Genomic DNA, 25261 nt, shown 5'->3' on the forward strand with positions numbered 1-25261 from the left:
GCTGGATCATAGAAAGTTGGTGGGCACGGCGCTGCGCGCCTTTGCCCACCCTACGGCAGTTGCGATTGCCGCTACCTGCTCCCGTCCGGCCCCATCACCAGGTCCGGCAGCCCGGTCGAGATCTCCGGCACGAAGCACAGCAACAGCACCGCGAGCATCATCAGCAGCACGAAGGGCAGGGTGCCCCAGATTACCTCACGCAGGGGAATATCCGGCGCGACGTTGCGGATGACGAAGATGTTGAGGCCAACGGGCGGGTGGATCAGCCCCATCTCCATCACGATGGTCATGACGACGCCGAACCAGATGATGTCGAAATTGGCGGCGCGGAGCGGCGGCAGGATGATCGGCGCGGTCATCAGGATAATCGAGACCGGCGGCAGGAAGAAGCCGAGCACGACGACCATGACGAGGATCGCGAACAGCAGCTCCCAGCGCGGCAGGTGCATCGCGACGATGGATTCGGCGACCGACTGCGAGATGTGCAGATAGCTCATCACGTAGGAGTAGAGCAGCGACATGCCGATGATCATCATCAGCATGGTCGATTCCCGGATCGTCGATTTCATGATCGGCGCGAGGTCGCTCGGCCGCCACACGCTGTAGATCGCCGCGATCAGCGCCAGCGCGAGGAGGCCGCCGAGGCCGGCAGTTTCAGACGGCGTGGCGTAGCCGCCATAGAGCGCGATCATGACGCCGGTGAGCAGCAGCACGAAGGGAATGACGCGCGGCAGCACGCTGAAGCGTTCGGCGAGCGTGTATTCGTCGCGGGCGAGGATCGCCGCCTCCGGGCCGCCGTTCTTGTAGACGGCTTCCGCGGCCGCATATTCCTGGCGGAAGCGGATCACGGCATAGGCGCCGAACAGCGAGACCAGCAGCAGTCCCGGGCCGATGCCGGCGAGGAAGAGCCGCCCGAGCGATTTCTCGGCGGCGACCGCAAACAGGATCATGGTGATCGAGGGTGGCAGCAGAATGCCGAGCGTGCCGCCGGCCGCGATGATGCCGGCAGCAAAGCCGCCGGAATAGCCGCGCTTGCGCATCTCGGGGATGCCGGCCGAGCCGATTGCCGAGCAGGTCGCCGGGCTCGAGCCCGCCATCGCCGCGAACAGCGCGCAGGCGAAGACATTGGCGACGCCGAGGCCGCCTGGGACGCGATGCAGCCAGGCATGCAGGGCCGAGTAGAGATCCTGGCCGGCGCGCGATTTGCCGATCGCGGCGCCCTTCAGGATGAAGAGCGGGATCGACAGCAGCGTGATCGAGGCCATCTCCTCGTAGACATTCTGCGTCACCGTATCGAGGGACGCCGCGGGCATGTAGATGCCCATGAACAGGACCGCGACCGCGCCGAGGGCGAATGCGATCGGCATGCCCGAGAACATGATGACCAGCGTCGCTACGCCGTAGGCGATGCCGATACCGAAAACGCTCATGGTCGCTTGGCTCCTGCGAAAGGCAGCGCAAGCTGCACGAGAATCTGGACGCAGAGCAGGCTCATGCCGAACGCCATCAGGGAATAGGGGATGGCGAGCGGCGGCGACCACATCGAGTTCGAGACCTGGCCGTCGACATAGGCTTCGTGCGCCAGCGTCCAGGACTTCCAGGTGAAGAAGGCACAGAACAGGAAGGTCGCGACGTCGACCAGCCAGAGCCGGATCTTGTTGGCCAGCGGCGAGAGCAGGCCGACGAAGGCCTCGATGCCGATATGGCCGCGGTTCTGCTGCACATAGGCCGCCGTCATGAAGGTGGCGCCGACCAGCAGGAACACGGCGGCCTCGTCCTGCCAGTAATTGGCGGCCTTGAACAAAGCGCGGCTGAGCACGCTGTAGCTCAGGATGGCGCAGGCCGCGACCAGCGCGATCGCGGCGAACACGACGATGATGCTGTTGAGGATGGCAAGACCGCGATCGATCGCTGCCGCAAGGCCGGTCCTTGCGGCAGCGTTGGCGTGATCGTCACGATCCGGAAGCGGACCGTGGCTCATGCCGCGACGTCGGTGGCGAGCTTGAGCAGGTTTGCGGCGGTCGTGGTCTTGGCGCTGTAGTCCTTCCACGCGGTGTCGCGGGCGATGTCACGCCACTTGCCGACGGTGGCGGCATCGAGCGCAGAGACCTTGGCGCCGGCCTTCTCGTAGACCTTTGCGACCTCGACGTCGTCGTCCTGCGCGCCCTTGCGGCCGAAGGCCTCGAGCTCGGTCCCGACCGCGAGCAGCACGTCCTGCTGGTTCTTCGGCAGCTTGTCGAAGATCGCCTTCGACATCATCAGCGGCTCGAGCATGAACCAGTAGGAGGCGCCCGCGCCCGAGGTCAGCGACTTCGCGACCTCTTCGAGGCGGAACGAGATCAGGCTGGTCGAGGAGGTGATGCCGGCATCGCAGGCGCCGGTCTGCATCGCCGCGTAGATTTCGTTCGACGGCACCGAGAGCACCGAGGCGCCGGCGGTCTGGAGCACCATGTCCATCTCGCGCGAGCCGCCGCGCACCTTCAGGCCCTTGGCATCTTCAGGGGCGACGATCGGCTTGGAACGGCTGGCGACGCCGCCGGCCTGCCAGACCCAGGTGAGCAGGATGATGCCCTTGTCGGCGAGGAAGTCGGTCAGCGCCTTGCCGACCGGCTCCTTCTTCCAGCGCATGCCCTGGTCGTAGGTGGTCACGAGCCCGGGCATCAGGCCGATATTGGTCTCCGGCAGCTCGCCGCCGGCGTAGGGCATCGGATAGAGGCTGATGTCGAGCGCGCCCTTGCGCATCGCGGAGAACTGCGCGTTGGTCTTGATCAGCGAGGAGTTCGGATAGATCTCCGCGGCAATGTCGCCATTGCTGCGCTTACTGACTTCGGCGGCGAACATGCGGCAGAGCCGGTCGCGGAAATCGCCTTTGTCGATGGTGCCGCCCGGGAATTGATGGGAGATCTTCAGCGTGGTGGCGGCCTGCGCGGTGCCGGTGCCGAAGCGGAGAATGGCGGGTGCCGCGACTGCGGTCGCGATCAGATGGCGGCGCGTGAGCATGGTGTGATCCCCTTGGACGGTTCTTGTTGGTGTGATCCGGGCTGGTCTTTGAGACCGCGCTGGGGCCCATCCTAGCCGGTCTTTTACCCGATATTCTCTCATCTGATAGTTCGAGACCGAATGCCGCGGCAAGTGCCGGCCTTGCTGCGCTGCACACTGACGGCCCGCCGCTCCCTGCGAGGCTACGCCGAACGAAGGATGGCAACCGGCGCGCAGAAATTTTGTCAGCGGGCGCGTAACAACGCCTGCGGCCAATCCGTCGAGATCAGATAGCGGCGTCCGTCGCTGACCAACACCATCTCGAAGGGAAGATCACCCATGACCATTCGCACCCGCATCGTGCTCGGCGTCTCGGCCGCCGCTCTCTCGCTTGGCCTCGCGCTGTCGCCGGCCGCTTTTGCTCAGGACAAGATGGGCAAGGACGACGGCATGATGAAAAAGGACACGATGTCCAAGGACGGCATGAAGAAGGACACCATGTCCAAGGACGACGGCATGAAGAAGGACCACATGTCGAAGGACGGGATGAAGAAAGACGACGGGATGATGAAGAAGAATTGATCTTCGCCGCCGTCGCGGCGTCGTGACAGGCCGACGCGCGGCTGAACAGTCACGCCGAACAGTCGCGCGACAGTCCTGGGGCGGTCACATGGACCGTCCCAGCGATGCCCGGTTCAATTTCAATTGAACGTGACTTGCGAGCGTTACTTCCGCTTGGCCTTGCGGGCCGCGTAGCGGGCGTCACGCTTGGCCTTCTGCTCGGCCTCGAGTTCAGCCGCCCTGGCGACCGCCTCTTCCGCTTCGCGAGCGAGTCGTGTGGCCTCGGCGGCCGCAGCTTCTTCCGCGATGCGCTTCTGCTCGGCCTTTTCGGCTTCGCGCACGGCCTTGGCCTCGGCGCGCTTCGCCGCGAGGGCCTCGCGTTCGGCACGCTTCGCCGCGACCGCGGGATCATCGGCCCCGGGCTGCGACTTGAATTTGTTCAAAAGATTTTTGCGTGCGTCCTGCGCCGCCTTTTGCCGGTCTGCGAAGCCGGGTTCCCTGAATCCACTCATCGACGAGCCTTGTCTTCCTCGCTTCCGATCCTACATCACTTCAGTTGGTACGTCGGCTGGGCATAGCAGGCGCCACGCGACGCAGAAGCGTGTACATCGCCGCGTGTCGCGACGCCACCCATAATCGCAGCCGATCAGGTAGACGATAAATCGCCAGCCCCGACGATCTCTCGTAGCCCCGAAAAACTGCCGAATTGTGATGTCCCTCATAGAGGGCCACGCGGAGCGGCGCCTAGCGTCCGCCCCGATACGCGACGGAGCACGGGGATGACGATCTCAAGACTGAGCCTGAAGGCGCTCGCGATCACCGTTGCGGTGGCCGCCATCGCCGGCGCTGCGCTGCTGCTCGCCCGTCCCCAGCCGGTCGACAGCGCGGTCCTGGGCGCCGACTGGGAGTGCACCCAGACTGCATTCGTGCTCACGACCTGCGCGCCGCGGGCGACCCCGGCGGTCGAAACCTCGCGCAAGGATCTGATCCGGCCGACCCGAGGGTGACTGCCCGAGGGTGAACTGTCTGAGCGGGATGTGACGCCAGGTCGCAGAGGTGATAAAGCCGGCTCGCCTCTGTGATCGGTTAGCCATGTCCGAGCCAAAGCCCGAGCCGGGCGAGAAGCCCAGAACCCCGCGAAAACCTCAATCCGGTGACAACCGTCGCGGCGCGATCGCGGGGTTGATCATCGCGGTTCTGATCCTCGGCGTCGGCTGGTGGCTCGCCCGGGACCTTACGGCCGCCAGCAAGATGCAGGACTGCCTGATGTCCGGGCGGAGCAATTGCAACGTGATCGAGCCGGCCCGCTAGACCCGCTCCCGTGCGACCCCCGGCAGCCCGCCGGGGCCGAAAAATTGCCGTGATCTTAAACATTTGTAACGGGACATGCCTGCCGAAGCAGGTCTGTTATGTCAGCCGGCATCAGCCCAGCGCGAGGCGAATCGTCTATTCGCGCGTGGGGTCACGGCAATCGAGAGAGTAGGGGGTCAAGCACGCATGAGTGCGTCCAGCCGCATGAAGATCATCGTTCCCGTGGTTTCGGCCATGTCGTTGCTCGCGTTCTCCGCGCAGGCGCAGGACTCCGGCCCGAGGCGGGAGGGTTCGCCGCCGCAGGGCCATGGCGCAGGTGCGCCGCCCCAGAACAATCAGAACGTGCGCAGGGGCCCGCCGCCGCAGCAGGCGGCCCGGCCCGCGCCGCAGCCTGGCGGGCAGCCTCAGGCCGCCGGCCCCGGTCGCGCTGGCCCCGGTCCCGATCGTGCTGGCCCTGGTCCCGATCGCGGTCCTCGCCCACAAAATGCCGGCGGTCCGCCGCCCGGACGCAATTACGCACGCGGCCCGGCACCGCAGGCGCGCGACTGGGGCGGTCACGCCTATCGCGGCAATCGCGCCTGGGATGGCGGCCGCTGGCGCCACGAGGTCCGCAACGGCCGTTCCGGCTGGTGGTGGGACGTTGGCGGTGTCTGGTATTATTATCCGCAGCGGATGGCCGGTCCGCCCGCCTATATCTCCGAGGATTATTACGACGACGTGCCGGTGGCTTATGCGCCGCCGCCGGCGGCCTACTACGAACCGCCTCCGCCGCCGCCGGCTGATCCTGGCGCCAGCGCGCTCGGCGGTGCCATCGTCGGCGGTGTGCTGGGCGGCCTGATCTCGGGCAATGCCTCGGGTGCGGCCGCGGGTGCCGTGATCGGCGGCGCCACCGGCGCGATCGCCGGCGCGACGGCTGCCTCGCGTCCCGGCTATTATCTGGCCCAGGGCAATTGCTATTACCGCTACCCGAGCGGCCAGTATGTGCAGGCCGATCCGCGTGCGTGCTACTGAGGCTTCAGGCCGGATCCGAATCGAAGGAGGCGGGCGCAGGTCCGCCTCTTTTGTTTTGGCTGTTTTGGCTATGGCTGATCGCGTGATCTGATCGCCGTCATACCAGCCAATTGAAGAACGCGATCGCGGCCCAGACCAGACCTGAGATCCAGACCAGCATCACGATACCGATCCCGGCAAGAAACGTGACGCCGAACAGGCCGGATCTCTCTCGACGTGTCGGGACGTGAACCTCGGCTGCTGCGGCTTCCTGCGTCATGACGGACCACCCTTGCCCTCTCGCGGCGGTGCGAGCGGTTAAGACGATGTTTACCGGAGGCGCCGCGCGCCGGCTGTGACGTAATTCACAGATAGGTTCCGGACGAAATCCGTCCCATCGTACCGCACCGGATATGTCTGGAAACAACCGCCTTGGCTTGGGTCGTCAGGCTATCCGCATTAACCGAAATGGTCAGCAAGCCACCCCGCATTCATACGGACGAAATTGCCATCCGCTTGTCCAGATCGGGCGGATAATGTCGGACTCATGTGCACGAAGTACGACCCGCAACATGAGGCCGAAGCGGCGATGAAGCGCGCCGCGGCATCCTCCGATGGCGACGACCGGCAGAGGCTGATCCAACTGGCCTTGGCCTGGCACGAACTCGCGCGCGACCGGCGCGACGAGCGGACGGACTGAGCGCATTTTCACGGCGGATCTCGCATCGATCGATCCCGGGCTGGGCGGGGCAGCGGGCATGAGAAAGCCCCGTGCTCGGGGGACAAGCACGGGGCCCTTCAAAGCCGACCGGGGCTGGCGGGTCGGCACCACTCTGTTTCGCTGCATCCAACGTGGCAGGGGTGATGTCGTTCCGCAGCTCTCGGCATTTTCTCATGCCGGTTCGTTGCATGTTGCGCCGCTAGGAACATCCGTTCTTGGCCGGCGTTGGCCGGTCATGACCGACACCGAGTTACGCGCACAGTCTTTCGAGATTGCCTGGAGATATCTCGACCAGTCAGGTCTGCTCACCGGCGAGCACAGGGACGCGGCCCGCTTCATCCTGAACAGAATCGATCGGATGATGCTGCGCGGCGAGCGGCGCAGACTCTTGCTGTCGAACGCCGCGATCGATGCGTACCGTTTGCGGCCGGTGCTCGTGTCGCTCGACGCCTGATCATTTCAACGGTCGAAACGCGGCGTTAAGAATCGCTCGGATGCCGATTTGGCAATCTCGATTCGTGCTTTGCGAACGAAGCGGAGTCGGACCGTGAACAAACAAAAAGCCCCCGAAGGGGCTCAGTGTGTCAGGCTGCTTCGGCCTTTGGGACCGCATCGGCATTCACCGACAGCTTGACGACATCGCCTTCGACGGAGCCGACATATTTCGTGTCGATGTAGTGATGATGGTCCTTGTGGCCTTCCGGGCTGTCCTTCCGCGTCAGCTTGATGCGATTGCCCTCGACGCGATCGACGGTGCCGACATGCGCGCCGTCCTTGCCGACGATTTTCATATGCTCTTTGACTTCCGACATGCTGTCCTCCTTGCCTGACATCAACCGCGCTGATGCAGCTTCGTTGCAAGCGCGTGCGACGCGACAAATAGGACCTCCGGCACGCGCCATACGTTGAAAATCCAAGACGGCGGAACCTAACCAAGATTCGTATCAAGAGACGCATGGAGACCATCGAGGCCTATCTGGAGCGGAAGCACAGGGAAATCGGGCTGCTGAACGATTGCCTGAGAAGCCCGCAGCATCTGCCTCGTCCACGATCGGTGGAGGAGGTCATCAAGTCGAAATTCCAGCTCACTGCACGGCTGCGCGCGGAGCACGAGCTGCTCGACTGGAAGGCGACGGAGACGGCGTGGTCGAGAACCGCGAGTCCGGCGAGCGGTCCGTTCATATTCGATTACGACTATCAGCGCGCCGACCTCAGCGTCCGCGGGCCCTCGTTCTACGAAACTGCGTGCGGCGGCAGCAGCGAGGCCATCTATACCGCGTCCGGCATGGCCGCGATCTCGGCGCTGCTGCTGGCTTGCGTCAGGATCATGGCCGAGAGCGACATAGTGGTCCTGCCGGGTTCCTACGGCGAGACGCTGGAGTTGATCGAGCGCTTTGTCCCGACCTTGCGGCTTGTCACCCCGAAGCTGCCGCCGCCCGATGGGTTGGCCCGGGCCGGCGTGCCGCGCATTCTGCTGCTGGATTCATGCGTCTCCGCCAGCACGTTCGAGGCCGTCCTGCGCTGCGACGGTCCGGCTCTCGACCTGCTGGTGTTCGACACGACTTGCTTTGCCGGCTGCTCGGGGCGCATCCGGCGCGTGCTGCACTGGGCGCGACGATATGGAATTCCTGTCGCGATGGTGCGAAGTCATAACAAGCTGGATTCATTGGGCGCCGAATATGGCAGGCTCGGCTCCGCGGTGTTCGTCAACTGGAGCGAGCAGGGGGCGGGCCGTTCGATGGTCGATCGGCTGGCCGCCGAAACCCGCGACGCGGTCCGGCTTCTCGGGGGCGCAGCGCTTCCGGCGCATTTTCCGCCCTATGTAGGCAGCGAGGCCTATTGGACGTTAACGAAGCAGCGTGTTGCTGCCATCCTGCGCAATGGCCGACACGCAGCCCGGCTTTTTGCCCGCGAGCTTCCCTCGCTGGCGGCCGAGCTCCACTTCACCCACGGCCTCTACGTCACCCTTCGTGCCTGGGGTCCCCTCAATGAGGCCAGCGCACGGCAAGCCGCCGAGGCCATGAGCGGCGATCTGAGCCGGGCCGGATACCCCATCCGACACGCCGGCAGTTTTGGTTTCGACTTCGCCGCGACCGAGTGGTTTCACGACGCCACCACGGATCGCTACAGCGTCCGCGTCGCGGTGCCGGATCTGCCGACAGAGCTGTGGAACGATCTCGCCGCAGCGATTGCCGATTGGTGGACGGCGAATCAACGCGGCCCTGGAGAGGGATGAAACGGTGTCCGTGAGGCTGGCTCGGTAACGCCGGATTGATTGCTGCGCCGGCTGTCAATCAACCGCCAGGCAATGCTCCAAAGCTGGCTTCTGCTGATCGCGCCGCGCCCATGCCTGAACGGCGAAGGCGAGGTGATGCTGGCCCATCCCGACATCCGAGATGGAGGCCTTCACCACATCGATGCGTTTTGTGACGACGCTGGTATTTACGACGCCTGCGTCGATGGCCAAATACGACATAGCGATTACGGCAACCGCAGATGCGATAGCCATTTTCGTCCACTCGTATGCCGGCATTGGTAGTCCTTCTCGGGCGCAATTCACCCGACGCTTAGATAGGGCTCGTTTGTCCCACTCAAAGGGGGAAGCGAGCCCACCCCACGCGTTCGTGAAGCATGTTGGAGTTGGGTAACGCGTCCGCCTGTCAATTGACGAACGCCGGGGCGAGGGCTTGTTCGTCATCTCCAGACGATGGCGATCCCAGCAGGACTCGAACCTGCAACCCGCGGAGTAGAAATCCGCTACTCTATCCAGTTGAGCTATGGGACCGTCTTGAGCCGCCTCGTTTGGAGGCTGGCTGTTCATCTACCACGTCAATATGAAAAATCTGGTGTTTCGCCAAGTCTGAACCGAACCGTTTTCCCACCCGAAGCGACAAAGCGGAACGGTGGGGTGTCAGGGTGCCGGGTTGAGCGGCAGCGGACTGGACGATGGGTCACATCGCCGGGAACGCTGGTCAGCTTCCGGGACATGGCCGCCGGTCGACTGGTCTGGTCTTGCTGCGCCCAAGGACGGCGTGCGCGGCGGCGCCTTGATCGGTCTCCTCTGGGCTTGCCTTGTCATGGCGAATGCGACGATTTGCAGCTTTGGTTCCATCGCCTTGAGTCCGTCACCTTTCCGCGCACTTCATGCGCCCGCGGCGTTCGCCGTGATTTCCGGGAGTCCCTCATGATCGGTCTGGTTCGCGCCGTCACGTTCTGCGCCACGCTGGCGTTCGGCCTCGCCACTGCACAGGCTGCCGACAAGGCGTTCAAGCGCGACGATCTCGCTGATTCCGCGATCAAGCTGGAGGCGCAGATCAAGAGCGAGGCGGGGCCGGTCGCCAAGACCAGCGCGACGCTGCGCACCGACGCCGACGCCGCCTTCCGCCGCAACGACTACCGCACCGGCCTGTCGGTGCTCGGCCAGATCGCGGCGACCACACCCGAGGATACCGGCAACTGGCTGCGGCTGGCCAAGGTGATCTTCCAGATCTCGCCCAAGAGCTCGAGCGAGCAGACGTTCCTGCTGGAGCGCGCCTCGACGGCCGCCTACATCGCTTACATGCGCGCCGGCAACCCGGGCGAGGAGGCCGATGCGCTCGCCGTGCTCGGAAAATCGCTGGCGGAGCGAAAACTGTGGCGGCCAGCGCTGGATGCGCTGCGGCTGTCGCTGGACATGCGCGAGGTCGCCGACGTCCGCGGCCAGTATGAAAAGATGCGCGACGAGCACGGTTTCCGGCTGCTCGACTATACCGTGGACTCGGATTCGGCGAGCCCGCGCGCCTGCTTCCAGTTCTCGGAAGAGCTGGCCAAGCGCACCGATTTCGCGCCGTTCCTGGCGCTGGCAGGGCAAGACAAGCCGGCGCTGTCGGCCGAGGGCAAGCAGCTCTGCGTCGACGGCCTCAATCACGGCGAGCGCTACAACATCAATCTGCGCGCCGGCCTGCCGTCCACCGTCAAGGAGGGCCTGCCGAAATCGGCCGAGTTCAACGTCTATGTACGCGATCGCAAGCCATTCGTGCGCTTCACCAGCCGCGCCTATGTGCTGCCCAGGACCGGTCAGCGCGGCATTCCCGTGGTCAGCGTCAACACGCCCGCGGTCAGCGTCGACGTGTTTCGGATCGGCGACCGCAATCTGATCAACACGGTGGTCGACAGCGACTTCCAGAAGACGCTGTCCAAATATCAGCTCTCCGATCTCGGCGACCAGCGCGGCGTCAAGGTGTGGTCCGGCGAACTCGCGACCGAGATGACGCTGAACCAGGACGTCACCACCGCATTTCCGGTCGACCAGGCGCTCGGCGATCTCCAGCCGGGCGTCTACGTGATGACCGCCGCCGCCAAGGGCCCGGGCTCGGACGACGAGTACCAGCTCGCCACGCAATGGTTCATCGTCTCGGATCTCGGCGTCACCGCCTATTCCGGCAATGACGGCATCCACGTCTTCGTGAACTCGCTGGCCTCGACCGATCCGGTCGGGAAAGTCGAGGTGCGCCTGGTCGCCCGCAACAACGAGATTTTGGCGACGCGCAAGACCGACGACAGCGGCCATGTCCTGTTCGAGGCGGGCCTTGCGCGCGGCGAGGGTGGGCTGTCGCCGGCGATGCTGACGGTTACCGGCGAGAAGGCCGACTATGCCTTCCTCAGCCTGAAGACCTCGGCCTTCGCCCTGTCCGACCGCGGCGTCACCGGGCGCGTGGCGCCCGCGGGCGCCGATGCCTTCGTCTATGCCGAGCGCGGCGTTTACCGCTCCAACGAGACCGTTTATCTCACCGCGCTCTTGCGCGACGGGCAGGGCAATGCCGTCAACGGCGGCCCGCTGACGCTGGTGATCGAACGACCGGACGGCGTCGAATTCCGCCGCGCCGTTCTGCCCGACCAGGGCGCCGGCGGCCGCACGCTCTCCGTGCCGCTCAACTCGGCCGTGCCGACCGGGACCTGGCGCGCGCGGGCCTTTACCGATCCGAAGGGCGCGTCCGTCGGCGAGACCACTTTCATGGTCGAGGATTACGTTCCCGACAGGATCGAATTCGATTTGTCTGCCAAGGACAAGCTGATCAAAGCTAACGTTCCTGTGGAGCTCAAGGCGGACGGCCATTTCCTTTACGGCGCACCGGCCTCGGGCCTTGCGCTCGAAGGCGACCTGCTGATCGCACCCGCAAAGGAACGTCCGGGCTTCACCGGCTACCAGTTCGGCGTCGACGACGAGCAGACCACCTCGAACGAGCGCACGCCGCTGGAGGGCCTGCCCGAGGCCGACGCCAACGGCGTCGCCACCTTCCCGGTGACGCTGGACAAGCAGCCGGCCTCGACGCGCCCGCAGGAAGCACAGATCTTCGTCCGCATGGTCGAGACGGGGGGACGCGCCGTCGAGCGCAAGCTCGTGCTGCCGGTCGCACCGGCGACTGCGCTGATTGGCGTCAAGCCGCTGTTCGGCGAGAGGAACGTTGCGGAAGGCGACAAGGCCGAGTTCGACGTCGTGTTCGTCTCGCCCGAGGGTGAGAAGCTGCGCCGCGACGGCCTGCGCTATGAGCTGTTGAAGATGGAGTCGCGCTACCAATGGTATCGCCAGAGCAATTACTGGGAGTACGAACCGGTCAAGTCGACCTCGCGCATCGCCGACGGCGATCTCGCCATTGCCGCGGACAAGCCCTCGCGCATCTCGCTGAGCCCGCAGCCTGGCCGCTACCGGCTCGACGTCAAGTCGAACGATGCAGACGGCCCGGTGACCTCGGTGCAGTTCGACGTCGGCTGGTATTCCGACGGCAGCGCCGACACGCCTGACCTTTTGGAAACCTCGATCGACAAGCCGCAATATGCCTCCGGCGACACCATGACGGTGTCGGTGAACGCGCGCAGCGCCGGCAAGCTCACCGTCAACGTGGTTGGCGACCGCCTGCTGACGACGCAGACCATCGACGTCAAGGAAGGCACCGCGCAGGTCAAGCTCCCGGTCGGCAAGGACTGGGGCACCGGCGCCTATGTGGTGGCGACGCTGCGCCGTCCGCTCGATGCCGCGGCCCAGCGCATGCCGGGCCGGGCGATCGGGCTGAAATGGTTCGGCATCGACAAGCAGGCGCGCACGCTCCAGGTGAAGCTTTCGCCACCGGATCTGATCCGACCGAATGCGATGCTGAAGATCCCGGTCAAGCTCGACGGGCTCAATCCGGGCGAGGACGCCAAGGTGGTCATCGCTGCGGTCGATGTCGGCATCCTCAACCTCACCAATTACAAGCCGCCGGCGCCGGACGATTACTATCTCGGCCAGCGCCAGTTGAGTGCGGAGATCCGCGATCTCTATGGGCAGCTGATCGACGGCATGTCCGGCACGCGCGGCCAGATCAAGTCCGGCGGCGACGCCGGTGCCGGCGAATTGCAGGGCTCGCCGCCGGCGCAGAAGCCGCTGGCACTCTACTCGGGCATCGTCACTGTTGCCGCCGACGGCACCGCCGAAGTGAGCTTCGACATTCCCGAGTTCGCCGGCACCGCGCGCGTGATGGCGGTGGCGTGGACCGCGACCAAGCTCGGCCGCGCCAACACCGATGTGGTGATCCGCGATCCCGTGGTGCTGACCACGACCCTGCCGCGCTTCCTGCTCAACGGCGACCATGGCACGGTCAATCTCGAGATCGACAATGTCGAGGGCCAGGCCGGCGACTACGTCATCAACGTGAAGACGGGCGGCCCGGTGAAGATGACGGGCAACCCCGCAACCACGGTCAAGCTCGCCGCCAAGCAGCGCAATTCGTTCGCGCTCGCGATCGATGCGACCGCGGCGGGGCAGGCGAGCCTCGACGTCGACATCAAGGGACCGAACGGTCTTGCGCTGGCGCGCCATTATGCACTCGACGTCAAGGCGGCGACGCAGGTGCTGGCGCGCCGCTCGATCCGGACGCTGGCGAAGGGCGAAAGCCTGACGCTGACCTCGGACATGTTCTCCGATCTCGTGCCGGGCACCGGCAGCGTCTCGGTCTCGGCCAGCCTGTCCACCGCGCTCGATGCAGCGACGATCCTGAAGGCGCTGGACCGTTATCCCTATGGCTGCTCGGAGCAGATCACTAGCCGCGCGATGCCGCTGCTCTACGTCAACGACCTCGCGGCCGGTGCACACCTCGCCATGGACACCGAAGTCGACCAGCGCATCCGGGACGCGATCGAGCGGCTTTTGGCCCGTCAGGGCTCCAATGGCTCGTTCGGCCTGTGGTCGGCCGGCGGCGACGACGCGTGGCTCGATGCCTATGTGACGGACTTCCTGACCCGCGCGCGCGAAAAGGGCTTTGTGGTGCCTGATGTGCTGTTCAAGAACGCGCTGGATCGTATCCGCAACTCCGTCGTCAACGGCAACGAGCCGGAGAAGGACGGCGGGCGCGATCTTGCGTATGGCCTCTACGTGCTCGCGCGCAATGGCGCTGCGCCCATCGGCGATCTCCGCTATCTCGCCGATACCAAGCTCGGCAACCTTGCCACCCCGATCGCGAAGTCGCAGCTCGCGGCGGCGCTGGCGCTGGTCGGCGACCGCAACCGCGCCGAGCGGGTCTATGGCGCCGCGCTCGACTCGCTCGCGCCAAAACCGGTGCTGGAGTTCGGCCGCACCGACTACGGCTCGCAGCTCCGCGATGCCGCCGCGCTGGTCTCGCTCGCCAGCGAAGGCAACGCGCCGAAGGCGACGCTGACGCAGGCGGTGACCCGGGTCGAGACCGCGCGCGGGCTGACGCCGTACACCTCCACGCAGGAGAATGCGTGGCTGGTGCTGGCGGCACGCGCACTGGCCAAGGAAAACCTCTCGATCGAGGTTGACGGCCAGTCGGTCAAGACCGCGCTCTATCGCAGCTACAAGGCGGATACGCTGAGCGGCAAGCCGCTGAAGATCACCAACACCGGCGATGCGCCGATCCAGGCGGTGGTCTCGGTGTCGGGCTCGCCGGTGACGCCGGAGCCGGCCGCGTCGAACGGCTTCAAGATCGAGCGCAGCTATTTCACGCTCGACGGCAAGCCCGCCGACATCAGCAAGGTCAAGCAGAACCAGCGTTTTGCGGTGGTGCTGAAGATCACCGAGGCGAAACCCGAGTACGGCCACATCATGGTGTCCGACTATCTGCCGGCCGGCCTCGAGATCGACAACCCGAGGCTGGTGTCGTCGGGCGACAGCGGCACGCTGGACTGGATCGAGGACGGCGAGGAGCCTGAGGACACCTCGTTCCGCGACGACCGCTTCACCGCGGCGGTTGATCGGGCCTCGGATTCCAAGTCGGTCTTCACCGTCGCCTATGTCGTGCGCGCAGTCTCGCCCGGCAAATATGTGCTGCCGCAAGCCTATGTCGAGGATATGTACAATCCCTCGCGGTACGGGCGGACGGGGACGGGGTCTGTCGAGGTGCGGGCGGCGAAGTGAGTGAGATGAACGAGGTTGATCGCGTTTCCCGGAACGCCGGCGGCGGAACAACGCGCGGCGTTATGCGCCTCGTTTCCGCCGCCGCACTTTCGATCATCCTCGCCATCATCGGCTTCGTCGGGTGGGTCTACTCCCTCGGTCCGTTGCCGCTCGACGAGGCGCGCCAAGTCTCCACCACCATCGTCGACCGTAACGGAAAACTGCTGCGCGCCTATGCCATGGCCGACGGGCGCTGGCGGCTGCCGGTCGACGCCAAAGCGAGCGTCGATCCGACCTATCTGAAGCTGTTGCTGGCCTATGAGGACCAGCGCTTCTACGCGCATAACGGTCTCGATCCGCTCGCGCTGGGGCGCGCCGCCTTGCAGCTTGCAACGCGCGGCCACATCGTCTCGGGCGGCTCGACCATCTCGATGCAGCTCGCGCGGCTGATGGAGCCGCGGCGGCAGCGCTCGCTCTATGCCAAGCTGCGGCAGATCGTGCGTGCGATCGAGATCGAGCGCAGCATGAGCAAGGAGCAGATCCTCGACCTCTATCTCGCGCTGGCGCCTTATGGCGGCAATCTCGAAGGCATCCGCGCAGCCTCGATCGCCTATCTCGGCAAGGAGCCGAAGCGCCTGTCGCTGGCCGAAGCCGCATTGCTGGTGGCGCTGCCGCAATCGCCGGAGACACGCCGGCTCGATCGCTATCCCGAGGCCGCGCGCAAGGCGCGCGACCGCGTGCTCGATCGCATGGTCGAGGAGCATGTGGTGAGCGCGGACGACGCGACGCAGGCCAAGACCGTTCCGGTGCCAAAACTGCGCAAGCCGATGCCGATCCTGGCCCCGCACGCCTCCGACACCGCGCTGTCGACCGTCAAGGACACGCCGGTCATCAAGCTGACGCTGGATGCGAATTTGCAGAAGGTGCTGGAGCCGCTGGCGCGCGACCGCGCCGTTGCGCTGGGACCGAACATCTCGGTCGGCATCATCGTCGTCGACAATGAGAGCGGCGACGTGCTCGCGCGCGTCGGCTCGGCGGACTATTTCGACGAGAGCCGGGCAGGGCAGGTCGATATGACCCGCGCGATCCGCTCGCCGGGCTCGACGCTGAAGCCGTTCATCTATGGCCTCGCCTTCGAGGACGGCTTTGTTCACCCCGACAGTCTGATCGACGACCGGCCGGTCCGCTTCGGCTCCTACGCGCCGGAAAATTTCGACATGACTTTCCAGGGCACGGTGCCGGTGAAGAAGGCGCTGCAGCTCTCGCTGAACGTGCCGGCCATCGTCCTGCTCGACCGGGTCGGATCGAGCCGGCTGGCCTCGCGGCTGCGGCAGGCCGGCGGCAATCTGGTTCTGCCCAAGGACGAGGCGCCGGGACTGGCGATGGGCCTTGGCGGCGTCGGCGTGACGCTCCAGGATCTCACCCAGCTCTATACGGGCTTCGCCCGGCTCGGCACCACCAGGCCGTTGCGCGAGGTCATGGCGGCCAGCGACGACCGCGAGCCGCTGCGGCTGCTGGATCAGGCTGCGGCCTGGCAGGTCGGCAATGTGCTGCTCGGCACGCCGCCGCCGGAGAACGCCGCGCACAACCGCATCGCCTTCAAGACCGGCACCTCCTACGGCTATCGCGACGCCTGGTCGGTCGGCTTCGACGGGCGCATGACCATCGGCGTCTGGGTCGGCCGGCCCGACGGCGCGCCGGTTCCCGGCCTGATCGGACGCGTCGCGGCAGCGCCGATCCTGTTCGACGCCTTCGCCCGCACCGGCAAGACGCTCGCGCCATTGCCGAAGCCGCCCAAGGGAACCCTGGTGGCCAGCAACGCGAAGTTGCTGCTGCCGCTCAAGCGGTTCCGCCCTGTTGGCGAGTTGGTGCGGACGGGTGGGGAGCAGGCGCTGCATATCCAGTTTCCGCTGAACGGCTCGCGGATCGATGTCGACCGCTCGAGCGGCCCAGAGGCGGCAGCGATGCCGGTGAAGGTCGCCGGCGGCGTCCTGCCCATGACCGTCATGGTTAACGGAATGTCGCTCGGCGAGATCGACGGACGCCGCCAGCGGCTGATCGAGCCGCCCGGTCCCGGCTTCGCGCGGCTCACCGTGATCGATGCCACTGGCGCCGCGGACACAGTTGTCATTCGAATTCAGTGACCCTGCCTCAAGCGGTTGTGGCGATGGCGGTTTCAGCGTAAGCGGAACCAATGGCCGAGACCTACCCAAGCCCCCGTTTTGGAGCTCCCCGCGAGCCGAAATCGCCCGTCAATCCGGGCAGCGGGCTCGTGCGCGTGCTCGAATTCGCCACGGCCAGCCACGCCCGTGCCGTCGCCTTCCTGGTGCTGTGCGCGCTGCTGATCTTCCTGCCGGGCTTCTTCACCATTCCGCCGATCGATCGCGACGAGGCGCGCTTTGCCCAGGCCACCAAGCAGATGGTCGAGAGCGGCGACTATGTCGACATCCGCTTCCAGGAAGACGTCCGTTACAAGAAGCCGGTCGGCATCTACTGGCTGCAATCCGCCGCGGTCGAAACCGCCGCTGCGCTAAAACTGCCGAAGGCCGAATTGCGGATCTGGGTCTACCGGCTCCCGTCCTTGATCGGCGCGATCGGCGCGGTGCTCATGACCTATTGGGCCGCGCTCGGCTTCGTCACGCGGCGCGCTGCGGTGCTCGCGGCACTGCTGATGTGCGCCTCCGTGTTGCTCGGCGTCGAGGCGCGGCTCGCGAAGACCGACGCGATGTTGCTGTTCTGCGTGACCGCCGCGATGGGCGCGATGGCGCGCGCTTACCTCTCGTGGCAGCGCGCCGAGGACGAGACCCATCCGCCGTGGAGCTGGCCTGCGATCTTCTGGACCGCGATCGCGGTCGGCATCCTGATCAAGGGTCCGCTGATCCTGATGTTCGCCGGCTTTACCATCGTCGTGCTCGCGATCCAGGACCGCGATGCCTCCTGGCTGTGGAAGCTGCGCCCGCTCTGGGGCCTGATGTGGATGCTGGTGCTGGTGCTGCCCTGGTTCATCGCGATCTTCTGGCGCGCCGGCGATGCTTTCTTCGCCGATTCCGTCGGCGGCGACATGCTGAGCAAGATCGGGGCCCAGGAATCCCATGGCGCGCCGCCCGGGCTTTACCTGGCGCTGTTCTGGATCACGTTCTGGCCGGGGGCGCCGCTCGCGGCAATGGCGGCACCTGCGGTGTGGCGGGCACGGCGTGAGCCCGGCGCGCAGTTCCTGCTGGCCTGGCTGATCCCGTCCTGGATCGTGTTCGAGGCGGTGCTGACCAAGCTGCCGCATTACGTGCTGCCGCTGTATCCGGCGATTGCGATCCTCACCGTCGGTGCGCTGGAGCGGAACGTGCTGTCGCGCTCCTGGCTCGCGCGCGGCTCGGCCTGGTGGTTCGCGATCCCCGCGGCGGCCTCGATCATCGCGGTGGTCGGCGCGGTGATGCTGACGCGGCAGCCGGCCTTCGTGGCGTGGCCGTTCATCGCGGCGGCACTGATTTTCGGCCTGTTCGCCTGGTGGCTCTACGACACCAACCGCGCCGAGCGTTCGGTGCTGAACGCGCTGGTCGCAGCTTTGATGCTCGCGTTCACGGTCTACGGCATCGTGCTGCCGTCGCTGACGCCGCTGTTTCCGAGCATCGAGATCGCGCGCGCGCTTCGCAACGTCACCTGCGTTGGGCCGAAGGCGGCCGCGGCCGGCTATCACGAGCCGAGCCTGGTCTTCCTGACCGGCACCCAGACGCTGCTCACCGACGGCTCGGGCGCTGCCGACTTCCTGCGGCAGGGGAGCTGCCGCTTCGCGCTGATCGAGCAGCGCTCGGAGCGCAGCTTCGCGCAGCGCGCCGAGGCGATCGGGCTTCGCTACAAGGTCGGCACGCGCATCGACGGCTATAATTTCTCGCAAGGGCGCGCGATCTCGATCTCGATCTTCCGCTCCGAAGGCACCGAGTAGGATGCCCGTTACGACCGACATCGCGCCGCGTCCGGGCTATCCCGCGCAATTGCTCGCGGTGTCGGGCCGTGCGCTGGCGCAGCTCGTGCGGTCGCCATCGCATTCGCGCCGCGCCGCGGCCGCGCGAAAGCTGGCGCGGCATTCGCTGTGGCTGAGCGCGGCCGGCGCGGCCCTCGTCATCGTGCTGATGGTTGCATTCGACCTGACCGAGATCCAGTTGATGCCGGCGCGTGGCACGCCAAGCCTGTGGCCGATCCGCATCCTCACCGATTTCGGCAAGGACGAGTATGTGCTCTCGCTGCTCGGGATTGCGCTGGTGGCGTTGGCGCTGGTTGCGGCAGGACTTCAAGGCCCCCGTCGTGCGCTTCTGCTCGGCCTCGGGACGCGACTGCAATTCGTGTTTCTGTCTGTTGCCGTGCCTGTGCTCGTCACCGAGATCCTGAAATATCTCATCGGGCGCGGACGGCCGTTCGTCGGCGGCCAGGCCAATCCGTTCAACTTCATCCCGCTCGAGGGAACGGGGGCGTATGCCAGCCTGCCGTCGGGCCATGCCGTGACGGCGTTCGCGCTGGCCTTTGCGGTCTCGGCGCTGTGGCCGCGCCTGCGCGTGTTCATGTTCACTTACGCGATTGTGATCCTGCTGACGCGCCTGGTGCTGCTCGCACACCACCCAAGCGACGTCGTCGCCGGCGCGCTGGTCGGCATGGTCGGCGCCATGGCGGTGCGCTACTGGTTTGCGGCCCGAAGGCTGGGCTTTGCCATCCGCGCCGACGGCACCATCGTGCCTCTTCCGGGGGCCATCCCGGGCCGCCTCAAAAGGGTTGCCCACGGGGCATCCGCCCCATAAAAGCGGCTGCTTGCCGGGGCCGCCGGTTCCATCTGCCGCAGGCCCATTCCAACCACGAGCTTTCGATTTGTCGTCGCCCCAGCCTTCGGTTTCCATCGTCGTTCCCGTGCGTAACGAAGCCGACAACATCGCGCCGCTGATCGCCGAGATCGGTGCGGCGCTCGACGGCCGCTGGGCCTATGAGATCATCTACGTCAATGACGGCTCGACGGATGCGACCGGCGAGCGGCTCGCTTCCATCGTGCAGCAGCGGGACAATCTGCGGCAGCTTCGCCATGCGAGGTCGGCCGGGCAGTCGGCGGCGGTGCGCAGCGGCGTGCGTGCGGCGCGCGGCGCCATCGTGGCGACGCTCGACGGCGACGGCCAGAACAATCCGGCGTTCCTGCCGGATCTGATCTCAGCCGTCGAGAAGGGAGCTGGGCGGGTCGGCCTTGCCGCGGGCCAGCGCATCGGCCGCAAGGACACCGGTTTCAAGAAATTCCAGTCGCGTGTGGCGAATGGCGTTCGCAACGCCATCCTGAAGGACGGCACGCGCGATACCGGATGCGGACTGAAGGCGTTCCAGCGCGACGTCTTCCTGACGCTGCCCTATTTCGACGGCCTGCATCGTTTCCTGCCGGCACTGATGCGCCGCGAGGGTTACGAGATCGCCTATGTCGACGTAATCGACCGGCCGCGCCATTCCGGCGTGTCAAACTACGGTTTCTTCGACCGGCTGTGGATCGGCATCATGGATCTCGCCGGCGTGTGGTGGCTGATCCGCCGCAAGAAGCCGACACCAGATGTGACTGAGGTGAAGGCATGATCATTCAATACGGTCAGGCGTTGAGCAATTATTTCTACGACGTGTTCGTCGCCAAGTTCGATTTCTGGCTCGCCTTCGGCCTGGTCGCGCAACTGTTCTTCACCGCCCGCTTCCTGGTGCAGTGGATCGCGAGCGAGCGGGCCGGCAACAGCGTGGTGCCGATCGCGTTCTGGTTCTGCTCGATGGGCGGCGGCCTGATGACGCTGGTCTACGGCATCGTGAAGCGCGAGCCGGTCATCATCATCGGACAGCTGTTTGCGACCATCATCTACATCCGCAACATCATGCTGATCTGGAAGAACCACGGCACCGCGTCGAAGACGCTGGATAGCTGATCTAGCGCGGCAACGCCGAGGCCGCGCTAGACACTGGCAGGGCGGCCTGTTCCGCCTCGCTCCGGCGATAGGGCTCGCCCGCGGCGTCCAGCACGGGATAGGCGACCGAGCAGATGTGCGAGTGGATGCGGCGCAGATCGCGCAGCACGTCGAGATGCAGCGAGGTGGTCTCGATGGTCTCGGGCCGGCCTTCGCGCAGGCGATCGAGATGGCGCTCGATGGCGGCAAGCTCGGTGTTCTTCAGCGCGGTCTTCTCCACCAGCAGCTTGCGCGCCTCGTTGGGGTCGCCCGACATGAAGACTCCGAAGGCGATGCGCAGCGAGTCCATCGTGCGCTTGTGGAAGGCGGCGAGCTCCTCGGCACCCTCGGCCGAGAACTGGAAGCGGCGCTTGATCTTCTTGGTGGCGAGCTCGCTCAGATTCTTGTCGATGATGTCGCCGATATGTTCGAGATTGATGGCAAAGGAGATGATCTCCATGGCGCGCCGGCCTTCGCTCTCGTCGAGGCTGCCGCGCGTCAGCTTGGTCACATAGAGCTTGATGGCTTCGTCGAGGCCGTCGACGATATTGTCCGTCTTGGAAACCTGGTCGACCAGCGCGCGGTCGCCGGTCATCATCGCGGCCATCACCTTGCGCAGCATGACCTCGACGAGGTCGCCCATCCGCAACGTCTCGCGGGCGGCGTCAGTGAGCGCCAGTGACGGCGTCTCCAGCGCGGTCTCGTCGAGATAGCGCGGCCGGGCCGGGTCGGCCTCCTGCACCCGATCCGGCAGGAAGCGGGTCAACAGGCGCGACATGGTGTCGAGCAGGCCGATGAAGAGGGCGGCCGTGCCGACGTTGAAGGCGATGTGGAAGGCCGCCGTCATCCTGGCGAGATCCGGCTGCCAGGCATGCATGTGCTCGGCGATCGCGCCAAGGAACGGCAGCACCAGCGCGATCCCGATCACGCGGTTGACGAGATTGCCGACCGGCAGGCGGTAGCTCGCGGGATCGTCGCGCCTGGCGCCCTCGAACACGGGATTGATGGCGCTGCCGAGATTGGCCCCGAGCACCAATGCGAGCGCTGCGTAGGGGGTGATGAACTGCGAATAGGCCAGCGACATGATCAGCAGCACGCTGGCGACGCTCGAATGCACGGCCCAGGTGACGAGCGCGGCGATGGCGATGCACAGGACGGGATCGCCCGTGATCGACGCCATCACGACGCGGGCGCCGGGCGCATTCTCCGCCGGCGCCAGCGTGTCGAGCAGGATGTGCAGCGACAGCAGCATCAAGCCGAGGCCGATGCAGACGCGGCCGATATCCTTGATCCGCGAGCGCGGGCCGGTGCGGAAGGCGACGAGGCCGAGCACGAACAGGACGGGAGCTATGGCCGCGATGTTGAACGACAGCACCTGCACGATCAGCGTCGTGCCGACATTGGCCCCGAGCATGATGGCGAGTGCCGCAGCGACGCTGACGAGGCCCTCGGCCGCGAAAGAGCTGGTGATCAGCGCCGTCGCCGTGCTGCTCTGGAGCAGTGCGGTAAGGCCGAGGCCGGCGGCAAAGGCGTTGAAGCGGTTGCTGAGTGCCTTGCCGAGCAGCCGCCGCAGGTCCGGGCCGAACGCGCGCAGAATCCCGCTGTGGACCATGTGCAGGCCCCACAACAACAGCGCAACGCCGCCCATCAGATCGAGCAGAACCAACGTTCCCATGCTCCGTGTCCGGATAAGAGTCGATCGGTGAGGCTAGCGCCAAATGCTTGAGGATCAAACCCTTTGTTGGTGCATCTGCGCTAACGTTTGCGCGGGTTGCTCGTTCCCGCGGCGCGATGCCTTGTGAGCAGGCTCACATTGCCGCCTTAAGGGCAGCAAAGCCGAGATCGAGATCGGCCTTGAGGTCGTCGACGCTTTCGAGGCCGATGTGGAGACGCAGCGTCGGGCCGCCGGGCGACCATTTGGTGGCAGTGCGATAGGCATCGCAGTCGAAGGGAATCGCAAGGCTCTCGAAGCCACCCCAGGAAAAGCCCATGCCGAACAGTTTGAGCGTGTTGAGCATGGTGTCGACCGCCGTCTGCGGCGCCGGCTTCAGCACGATGCTGAACAGGCCCGAGGCGCCGGTGAAGTCGCGCTTCCAGATGGCGTGGCCGGGATCCGTCTCCAGCCCCGGATGCAGCACGCGTGCGACCTCGGGACGGCCCGCGAGCCAGCGCGCCATGTCGAGCCCTGAGCGATGGTGCTGTGCCAGGCGCACCGACAACGTGCGCAGGCCGCGCAGCGCGAGGAAGACGTCATCGGGGCCGGCGCAGACGCCGAGCAGGCGGATGCCTTCCGCGATCTGCGGCCACGCCTTGGTATTGGCCGAGATGGTGCCGAACATGATGTCGGAATGGCCGCCGATATATTTGGTGGCGGCCTGCATGCTGATGTCGACGCCCTGCTCGAGCGAACGATGATAGAGCGGCGTCGCCCAGGTGTTGTCGTCGATGACGAGCGCGCCGCGCGCATGCGCGACCTCGGCGATGGCGCGGATATCGGGCATCTCGAACGATTGCGAGCCCGGCGCCTCCACCAGCACGGCGCTTGTGTTGGGCTTGAACAGTTTGTCGATGCCGGCGCCGATCATCGGATCGAAATAGGTGGTCTCGATGCCGAGGCGGGCGAGCATGCCGTTGCAGAAATTGCGCGAGGGCCGATAGACGTTGTCACAGACCAGGATGTGGTCGCCGGTCTTGAGCACCGAGAGCAGGGTGGTGGAGATCGCCGACAGCCCCGACGGCACGATGCCGACACCGGCGCATTGCGGCCCCTCCAGCGCCATCAGCGTCTCCTGGAACGCCTTGGTGGTGGGGCTGCCGTGGCGGCCATAGGTGAACTCGCCGCGATGGGCGTGCAGGTCCTCGGCGGTCGGATAGAGCACCGTCGATCCGTGGAACACCGGCGGATTGACGAACCCCTTCTGCGCCTTGGTGTCGCGGCCGGAGGTGACCAGCCGGGTCTCGGCCTGCTGCGGGGAGGGGGGCGAGGAATCCATGCGTCTGCTTTCAAAACCGCGTTTCCGCGCGGCGCCTGACGCCTGCGGGCCGGCCCGAAAGGCCGCTGCCGTTAATAACAGAACACAGAAGAGTCCCGTCAACCCCTTGACCCGGCTCGCCAGTCGTTCTGAGATGCGCAGGTGCTATTCAGTCGCCGCATGTTGAGGGGCAGCCGCGACCTTCGATCCATCGTCTGACCGGACCTTGCGCCACAGCCACAATGGCGGGCGCCTGCGGCGGGGATTAGGTTATGGCCTCTCGGGATGGGCGGGTGTTCGGCAAGGTTTTCCAGCATGACTCTTGCAAGGTTCACCCTGGCAGAGACGATCCTGAGACAACATTCCTGACCTTGAGACGACCTTGAAAGGCCCTCAGCCCATGAAACGCGTAACCCTGGCTCTCACTCTCGCTCTCGCCGCCGGCCTGACCGCCCAAGCCGCCGATGCGCAAACGCTCAAGACCATCAAGGACCGGGGCACGCTGTCCTGCGGCGTCAGCCAGGGCCTGCCCGGCTTCTCCTCGCCGGACGACAAGGGCAACTGGACCGGCCTCGACGTCGACGTCTGCCGCGCCGTCGCGGCGGCCGTCTTCAACGATCCGACCAAGGTCAAGTTCGTGCCGCTGTCCGCCAAGGACCGCTTCACGGCGCTGCAATCCGGCGAAGTCGACGTGCTCTCGCGCAACACCACCTGGACCATCTCGCGCGACACCTCGCTCGGCGCGAACTTCACCGGCGTGACCTATTATGACGGGCAGGGCTTCATGGTGAAGAAGTCGCTCAAGGTGAATTCGGCGCTCGAGCTCAACAGCGCCTCGGTCTGCGTGCAGACCGGCACCACCACCGAGCAGAATCTCGCCGACTACTTCAAGGCCAACAACATGAAGTACGAGGTGATCGCGTTCGGCACCAACGACGAAACCGTCAAGGCTTACGAAGCCGGCCGCTGCGACGTCTTCACCACCGACCAGTCGGGCCTGTACGCCAACCGTCTCAAGCTTGCCAATCCCAACGACCACATGGTGCTCCCCGAGATCATCTCGAAGGAGCCGCTCGGACCGATGGTACGCCACGGCGACGACCAGTGGTTCGACATCGTGAAATGGACGCTGTTCGCGCTGATCACCACCGAAGAGCTCGGCGTGACCTCGAAGAACGTCGACGAGAAGGCCAAGATGGAGAACCCGGAGCTGAAGCGCGTCCTCGGCACCGACGGCAATTTCGGCGAACAGCTCGGCCTCACCAAGGACTGGGTGGTCCGGATCACGAAGGCGGTCGGCAATTACGGCGAAGTGTTCGATCGTAACGTCGGCGCCGGCTCGCCGCTCGCCATCAACCGCGGTCTCAACAATCTCTGGAACAAGGGCGGTCTCCAGTACGCGCCGCCGATCCGCTGA

General features: G+C 65.7%; 23 protein-coding genes and 1 tRNA gene. 14 read left to right on the forward strand and 10 right to left on the reverse strand.

Annotated features, from left to right (window positions below; all coding sequences use genetic code 11):
* Positions 1–71 precede the first annotated feature (71 nt).
* From I3J27_RS18530 to I3J27_RS18540, 3 genes are read right to left on the reverse strand one after another with little or no spacing between them, the layout of a single operon-like run.
* Positions 72–1430 carry a TRAP transporter large permease gene (locus I3J27_RS18530; RefSeq protein WP_270172155.1) on the reverse strand — a complete coding sequence of 453 codons (1359 nt, stop codon included), beginning with the start codon at positions 1428–1430 and terminating at the stop codon, positions 72–74.
* Positions 1427–1981 carry a TRAP transporter small permease gene (locus I3J27_RS18535; protein ID WP_270172159.1) on the reverse strand — a complete coding sequence of 185 codons (555 nt, stop codon included), beginning with the start codon at positions 1979–1981 and terminating at the stop codon, positions 1427–1429. The genes I3J27_RS18530 and I3J27_RS18535 overlap by 4 nt, the downstream gene beginning before the upstream one ends.
* Positions 1978–3000 (reverse strand): TRAP transporter substrate-binding protein, encoded by a 1023-nt coding sequence (locus tag I3J27_RS18540; protein ID WP_270172162.1) that lies wholly within the window; start codon positions 2998–3000, stop codon positions 1978–1980. Before I3J27_RS18540 ends, I3J27_RS18535 begins: the two co-directional genes overlap by 4 nt.
* A 318-nt stretch (positions 3001–3318) precedes the next feature.
* Here I3J27_RS18540 and I3J27_RS18545 point away from each other — a divergent pair, with 318 nt between their 5' ends.
* Entirely contained in the window at positions 3319–3561 is a 243-nt protein-coding gene (locus I3J27_RS18545) for a pentapeptide MXKDX repeat protein (protein WP_028150975.1), read from the forward strand.
* 143 nt (positions 3562–3704) lie between these two features.
* Here I3J27_RS18545 and I3J27_RS18550 read toward each other — a convergent pair whose 3' ends face one another.
* Positions 3705–4052 (reverse strand): DUF6481 family protein, encoded by a 348-nt coding sequence (locus tag I3J27_RS18550; protein WP_270172169.1) that lies wholly within the window; start codon positions 4050–4052, stop codon positions 3705–3707.
* Positions 4053–4319: 267 nt separating this feature from the next.
* On the opposite strand from I3J27_RS18550, the gene I3J27_RS18555 reads away from it, so the two are divergent.
* The 3 genes from I3J27_RS18555 (at position 4320) to I3J27_RS18565 (ending at position 5862) form a co-directional block, all read left to right on the forward strand.
* The gene (locus I3J27_RS18555) at positions 4320–4547 is read left to right on the forward strand and encodes a hypothetical protein (RefSeq protein WP_270172171.1); all 228 of its coding nucleotides are present in this window, start codon (positions 4320–4322) and stop codon (positions 4545–4547) included.
* A gap of 85 nt (positions 4548–4632) precedes the next feature.
* Complete coding sequence (locus tag I3J27_RS18560) at positions 4633–4851, forward strand: DUF2273 domain-containing protein (protein WP_270172173.1); 219 nt, start codon at positions 4633–4635, stop codon at positions 4849–4851.
* 186 nt (positions 4852–5037) lie between these two features.
* Positions 5038–5862 (forward strand): hypothetical protein, encoded by an 825-nt coding sequence (locus I3J27_RS18565; RefSeq protein WP_270172176.1) that lies wholly within the window; start codon positions 5038–5040, stop codon positions 5860–5862.
* 97 nt (positions 5863–5959) lie between these two features.
* Here the strand turns inward: I3J27_RS18565 and I3J27_RS18570 are convergent, their stop codons facing one another.
* A complete protein-coding gene (locus tag I3J27_RS18570) occupies positions 5960–6121 on the reverse strand; it encodes a hypothetical protein (protein WP_270172179.1) in 162 nt (53 codons plus the stop codon).
* 267 nt (positions 6122–6388) lie between these two features.
* Between I3J27_RS18570 and I3J27_RS18575 the strand changes: the two genes are divergently transcribed.
* Positions 6389–6541, forward strand: a complete 153-nt coding sequence (locus I3J27_RS18575) for a hypothetical protein (protein ID WP_270172181.1) — start codon at positions 6389–6391, stop codon at positions 6539–6541.
* A 256-nt stretch (positions 6542–6797) separates the two neighbouring features.
* On the forward strand, positions 6798–7016 hold the full coding sequence (locus I3J27_RS18580) for a hypothetical protein (protein WP_270172183.1): 219 nt from the start codon (positions 6798–6800) through the stop codon (positions 7014–7016).
* Between the two features lie 130 nt (positions 7017–7146).
* On the opposite strand, the gene I3J27_RS18585 is transcribed toward I3J27_RS18580, so the two are convergent.
* Entirely contained in the window at positions 7147–7374 is a 228-nt protein-coding gene (locus I3J27_RS18585) for a DUF2171 domain-containing protein (protein ID WP_270172186.1), read from the reverse strand.
* 143 nt (positions 7375–7517) lie between these two features.
* Here I3J27_RS18585 and I3J27_RS18590 point away from each other — a divergent pair, with 143 nt between their 5' ends.
* Positions 7518–8798, forward strand: a complete 1281-nt coding sequence (locus I3J27_RS18590) for a hypothetical protein (RefSeq protein WP_270172188.1) — start codon at positions 7518–7520, stop codon at positions 8796–8798.
* Between the two features lie 54 nt (positions 8799–8852).
* Here the strand turns inward: I3J27_RS18590 and I3J27_RS18595 are convergent, their stop codons facing one another.
* Both I3J27_RS18595 and I3J27_RS18600 read right to left on the reverse strand, forming a co-directional pair.
* Positions 8853–9071: a hypothetical protein gene (locus I3J27_RS18595; protein ID WP_270172190.1), complete on the reverse strand. Its 219-nt coding sequence runs from the start codon at positions 9069–9071 to the stop codon at positions 8853–8855.
* A 199-nt stretch (positions 9072–9270) separates the two neighbouring features.
* Positions 9271–9347 (reverse strand) — tRNA-Arg (locus tag I3J27_RS18600).
* Between the two features lie 399 nt (positions 9348–9746).
* Between I3J27_RS18600 and I3J27_RS18605 the strand changes: the two genes are divergently transcribed.
* The 6 genes from I3J27_RS18605 (at position 9747) to I3J27_RS18630 (ending at position 20854) form a co-directional block, all read left to right on the forward strand.
* Complete coding sequence (locus tag I3J27_RS18605; RefSeq protein ID WP_270172191.1) at positions 9747–14951, forward strand: alpha-2-macroglobulin family protein; 5205 nt, start codon at positions 9747–9749, stop codon at positions 14949–14951.
* A gap of 5 nt (positions 14952–14956) precedes the next feature.
* On the forward strand, positions 14957–17074 hold the full coding sequence (gene pbpC / locus I3J27_RS18610; RefSeq protein WP_270172193.1) for a penicillin-binding protein 1C: 2118 nt from the start codon (positions 14957–14959) through the stop codon (positions 17072–17074).
* Between the two features lie 50 nt (positions 17075–17124).
* Positions 17125–18867 (forward strand): ArnT family glycosyltransferase, encoded by a 1743-nt coding sequence (locus tag I3J27_RS18615; RefSeq protein WP_270172195.1) that lies wholly within the window; start codon positions 17125–17127, stop codon positions 18865–18867.
* Between the two features lies 1 nt (position 18868).
* A complete protein-coding gene (locus I3J27_RS18620) occupies positions 18869–19714 on the forward strand; it encodes a phosphatase PAP2 family protein (RefSeq protein ID WP_270172197.1) in 846 nt (281 codons plus the stop codon).
* Positions 19715–19781: 67 nt separating this feature from the next.
* Positions 19782–20519, forward strand: a complete 738-nt coding sequence (locus I3J27_RS18625) for a glycosyltransferase family 2 protein (protein WP_270172200.1) — start codon at positions 19782–19784, stop codon at positions 20517–20519.
* Positions 20516–20854 (forward strand): lipid-A-disaccharide synthase N-terminal domain-containing protein, encoded by a 339-nt coding sequence (locus I3J27_RS18630; protein WP_270172202.1) that lies wholly within the window; start codon positions 20516–20518, stop codon positions 20852–20854. Before I3J27_RS18625 ends, I3J27_RS18630 begins: the two co-directional genes overlap by 4 nt.
* Position 20855: 1 nt before the next feature.
* Here the strand turns inward: I3J27_RS18630 and I3J27_RS18635 are convergent, their stop codons facing one another.
* Both I3J27_RS18635 and metC read right to left on the reverse strand, forming a co-directional pair.
* Positions 20856–22547: a Na/Pi cotransporter family protein gene (locus tag I3J27_RS18635; RefSeq protein WP_270172203.1), complete on the reverse strand. Its 1692-nt coding sequence runs from the start codon at positions 22545–22547 to the stop codon at positions 20856–20858.
* 133 nt (positions 22548–22680) lie between these two features.
* Positions 22681–23865, reverse strand: coding sequence for a cystathionine beta-lyase (metC, locus tag I3J27_RS18640; RefSeq protein ID WP_270172205.1), 1185 nt, complete (start codon positions 23863–23865; stop codon positions 22681–22683).
* 379 nt (positions 23866–24244) lie between these two features.
* On the opposite strand from metC, the gene I3J27_RS18645 reads away from it, so the two are divergent.
* Positions 24245–25261 carry an amino acid ABC transporter substrate-binding protein gene (locus I3J27_RS18645; RefSeq protein WP_270172207.1) on the forward strand — a complete coding sequence of 339 codons (1017 nt, stop codon included), beginning with the start codon at positions 24245–24247 and terminating at the stop codon, positions 25259–25261.

It is taken from the genome of Bradyrhizobium xenonodulans, assembly GCF_027594865.1.
Lineage (GTDB): Bacteria > Pseudomonadota > Alphaproteobacteria > Rhizobiales > Xanthobacteraceae > Bradyrhizobium > Bradyrhizobium xenonodulans.

Excerpts from the sequence above, each read along its gene's own strand:
- I3J27_RS18530 (WP_270172155.1), bottom strand. The coding sequence starts at position 1,430 with ATGAGCGTTTTCGGTATCGGCATCGCCTACGGCGTAGCGACGCTGGTC.
- I3J27_RS18535 (WP_270172159.1), bottom strand. The coding sequence starts at position 1,981 with ATGAGCCACGGTCCGCTTCCGGATCGTGACGATCACGCCAACGCTGCC.
- I3J27_RS18540 (WP_270172162.1), bottom strand. The coding sequence starts at position 3,000 with ATGCTCACGCGCCGCCATCTGATCGCGACCGCAGTCGCGGCACCCGCC.
- I3J27_RS18545 (WP_028150975.1), top strand. The coding sequence starts at position 3,319 with ATGACCATTCGCACCCGCATCGTGCTCGGCGTCTCGGCCGCCGCTCTC.
- I3J27_RS18550 (WP_270172169.1), bottom strand. The coding sequence starts at position 4,052 with ATGAGTGGATTCAGGGAACCCGGCTTCGCAGACCGGCAAAAGGCGGCG.
- I3J27_RS18555 (WP_270172171.1), top strand. The coding sequence starts at position 4,320 with ATGACGATCTCAAGACTGAGCCTGAAGGCGCTCGCGATCACCGTTGCG.
- I3J27_RS18560 (WP_270172173.1), top strand. The coding sequence starts at position 4,633 with ATGTCCGAGCCAAAGCCCGAGCCGGGCGAGAAGCCCAGAACCCCGCGA.
- I3J27_RS18565 (WP_270172176.1), top strand. The coding sequence starts at position 5,038 with ATGAGTGCGTCCAGCCGCATGAAGATCATCGTTCCCGTGGTTTCGGCC.
- I3J27_RS18570 (WP_270172179.1), bottom strand. The coding sequence starts at position 6,121 with ATGACGCAGGAAGCCGCAGCAGCCGAGGTTCACGTCCCGACACGTCGA.
- I3J27_RS18575 (WP_270172181.1), top strand. The coding sequence starts at position 6,389 with ATGTGCACGAAGTACGACCCGCAACATGAGGCCGAAGCGGCGATGAAG.
- I3J27_RS18580 (WP_270172183.1), top strand. The coding sequence starts at position 6,798 with ATGACCGACACCGAGTTACGCGCACAGTCTTTCGAGATTGCCTGGAGA.
- I3J27_RS18585 (WP_270172186.1), bottom strand. The coding sequence starts at position 7,374 with ATGTCGGAAGTCAAAGAGCATATGAAAATCGTCGGCAAGGACGGCGCG.
- I3J27_RS18590 (WP_270172188.1), top strand. The coding sequence starts at position 7,518 with ATGGAGACCATCGAGGCCTATCTGGAGCGGAAGCACAGGGAAATCGGG.
- I3J27_RS18595 (WP_270172190.1), bottom strand. The coding sequence starts at position 9,071 with ATGGCTATCGCATCTGCGGTTGCCGTAATCGCTATGTCGTATTTGGCC.
- I3J27_RS18605 (WP_270172191.1), top strand. The coding sequence starts at position 9,747 with ATGATCGGTCTGGTTCGCGCCGTCACGTTCTGCGCCACGCTGGCGTTC.
- pbpC (WP_270172193.1), top strand. The coding sequence starts at position 14,957 with ATGAACGAGGTTGATCGCGTTTCCCGGAACGCCGGCGGCGGAACAACG.
- I3J27_RS18615 (WP_270172195.1), top strand. The coding sequence starts at position 17,125 with ATGGCCGAGACCTACCCAAGCCCCCGTTTTGGAGCTCCCCGCGAGCCG.
- I3J27_RS18620 (WP_270172197.1), top strand. The coding sequence starts at position 18,869 with ATGCCCGTTACGACCGACATCGCGCCGCGTCCGGGCTATCCCGCGCAA.
- I3J27_RS18630 (WP_270172202.1), top strand. The coding sequence starts at position 20,516 with ATGATCATTCAATACGGTCAGGCGTTGAGCAATTATTTCTACGACGTG.
- I3J27_RS18635 (WP_270172203.1), bottom strand. The coding sequence starts at position 22,547 with ATGGGAACGTTGGTTCTGCTCGATCTGATGGGCGGCGTTGCGCTGTTG.
- metC (WP_270172205.1), bottom strand. The coding sequence starts at position 23,865 with ATGGATTCCTCGCCCCCCTCCCCGCAGCAGGCCGAGACCCGGCTGGTC.
- I3J27_RS18645 (WP_270172207.1), top strand. The coding sequence starts at position 24,245 with ATGAAACGCGTAACCCTGGCTCTCACTCTCGCTCTCGCCGCCGGCCTG.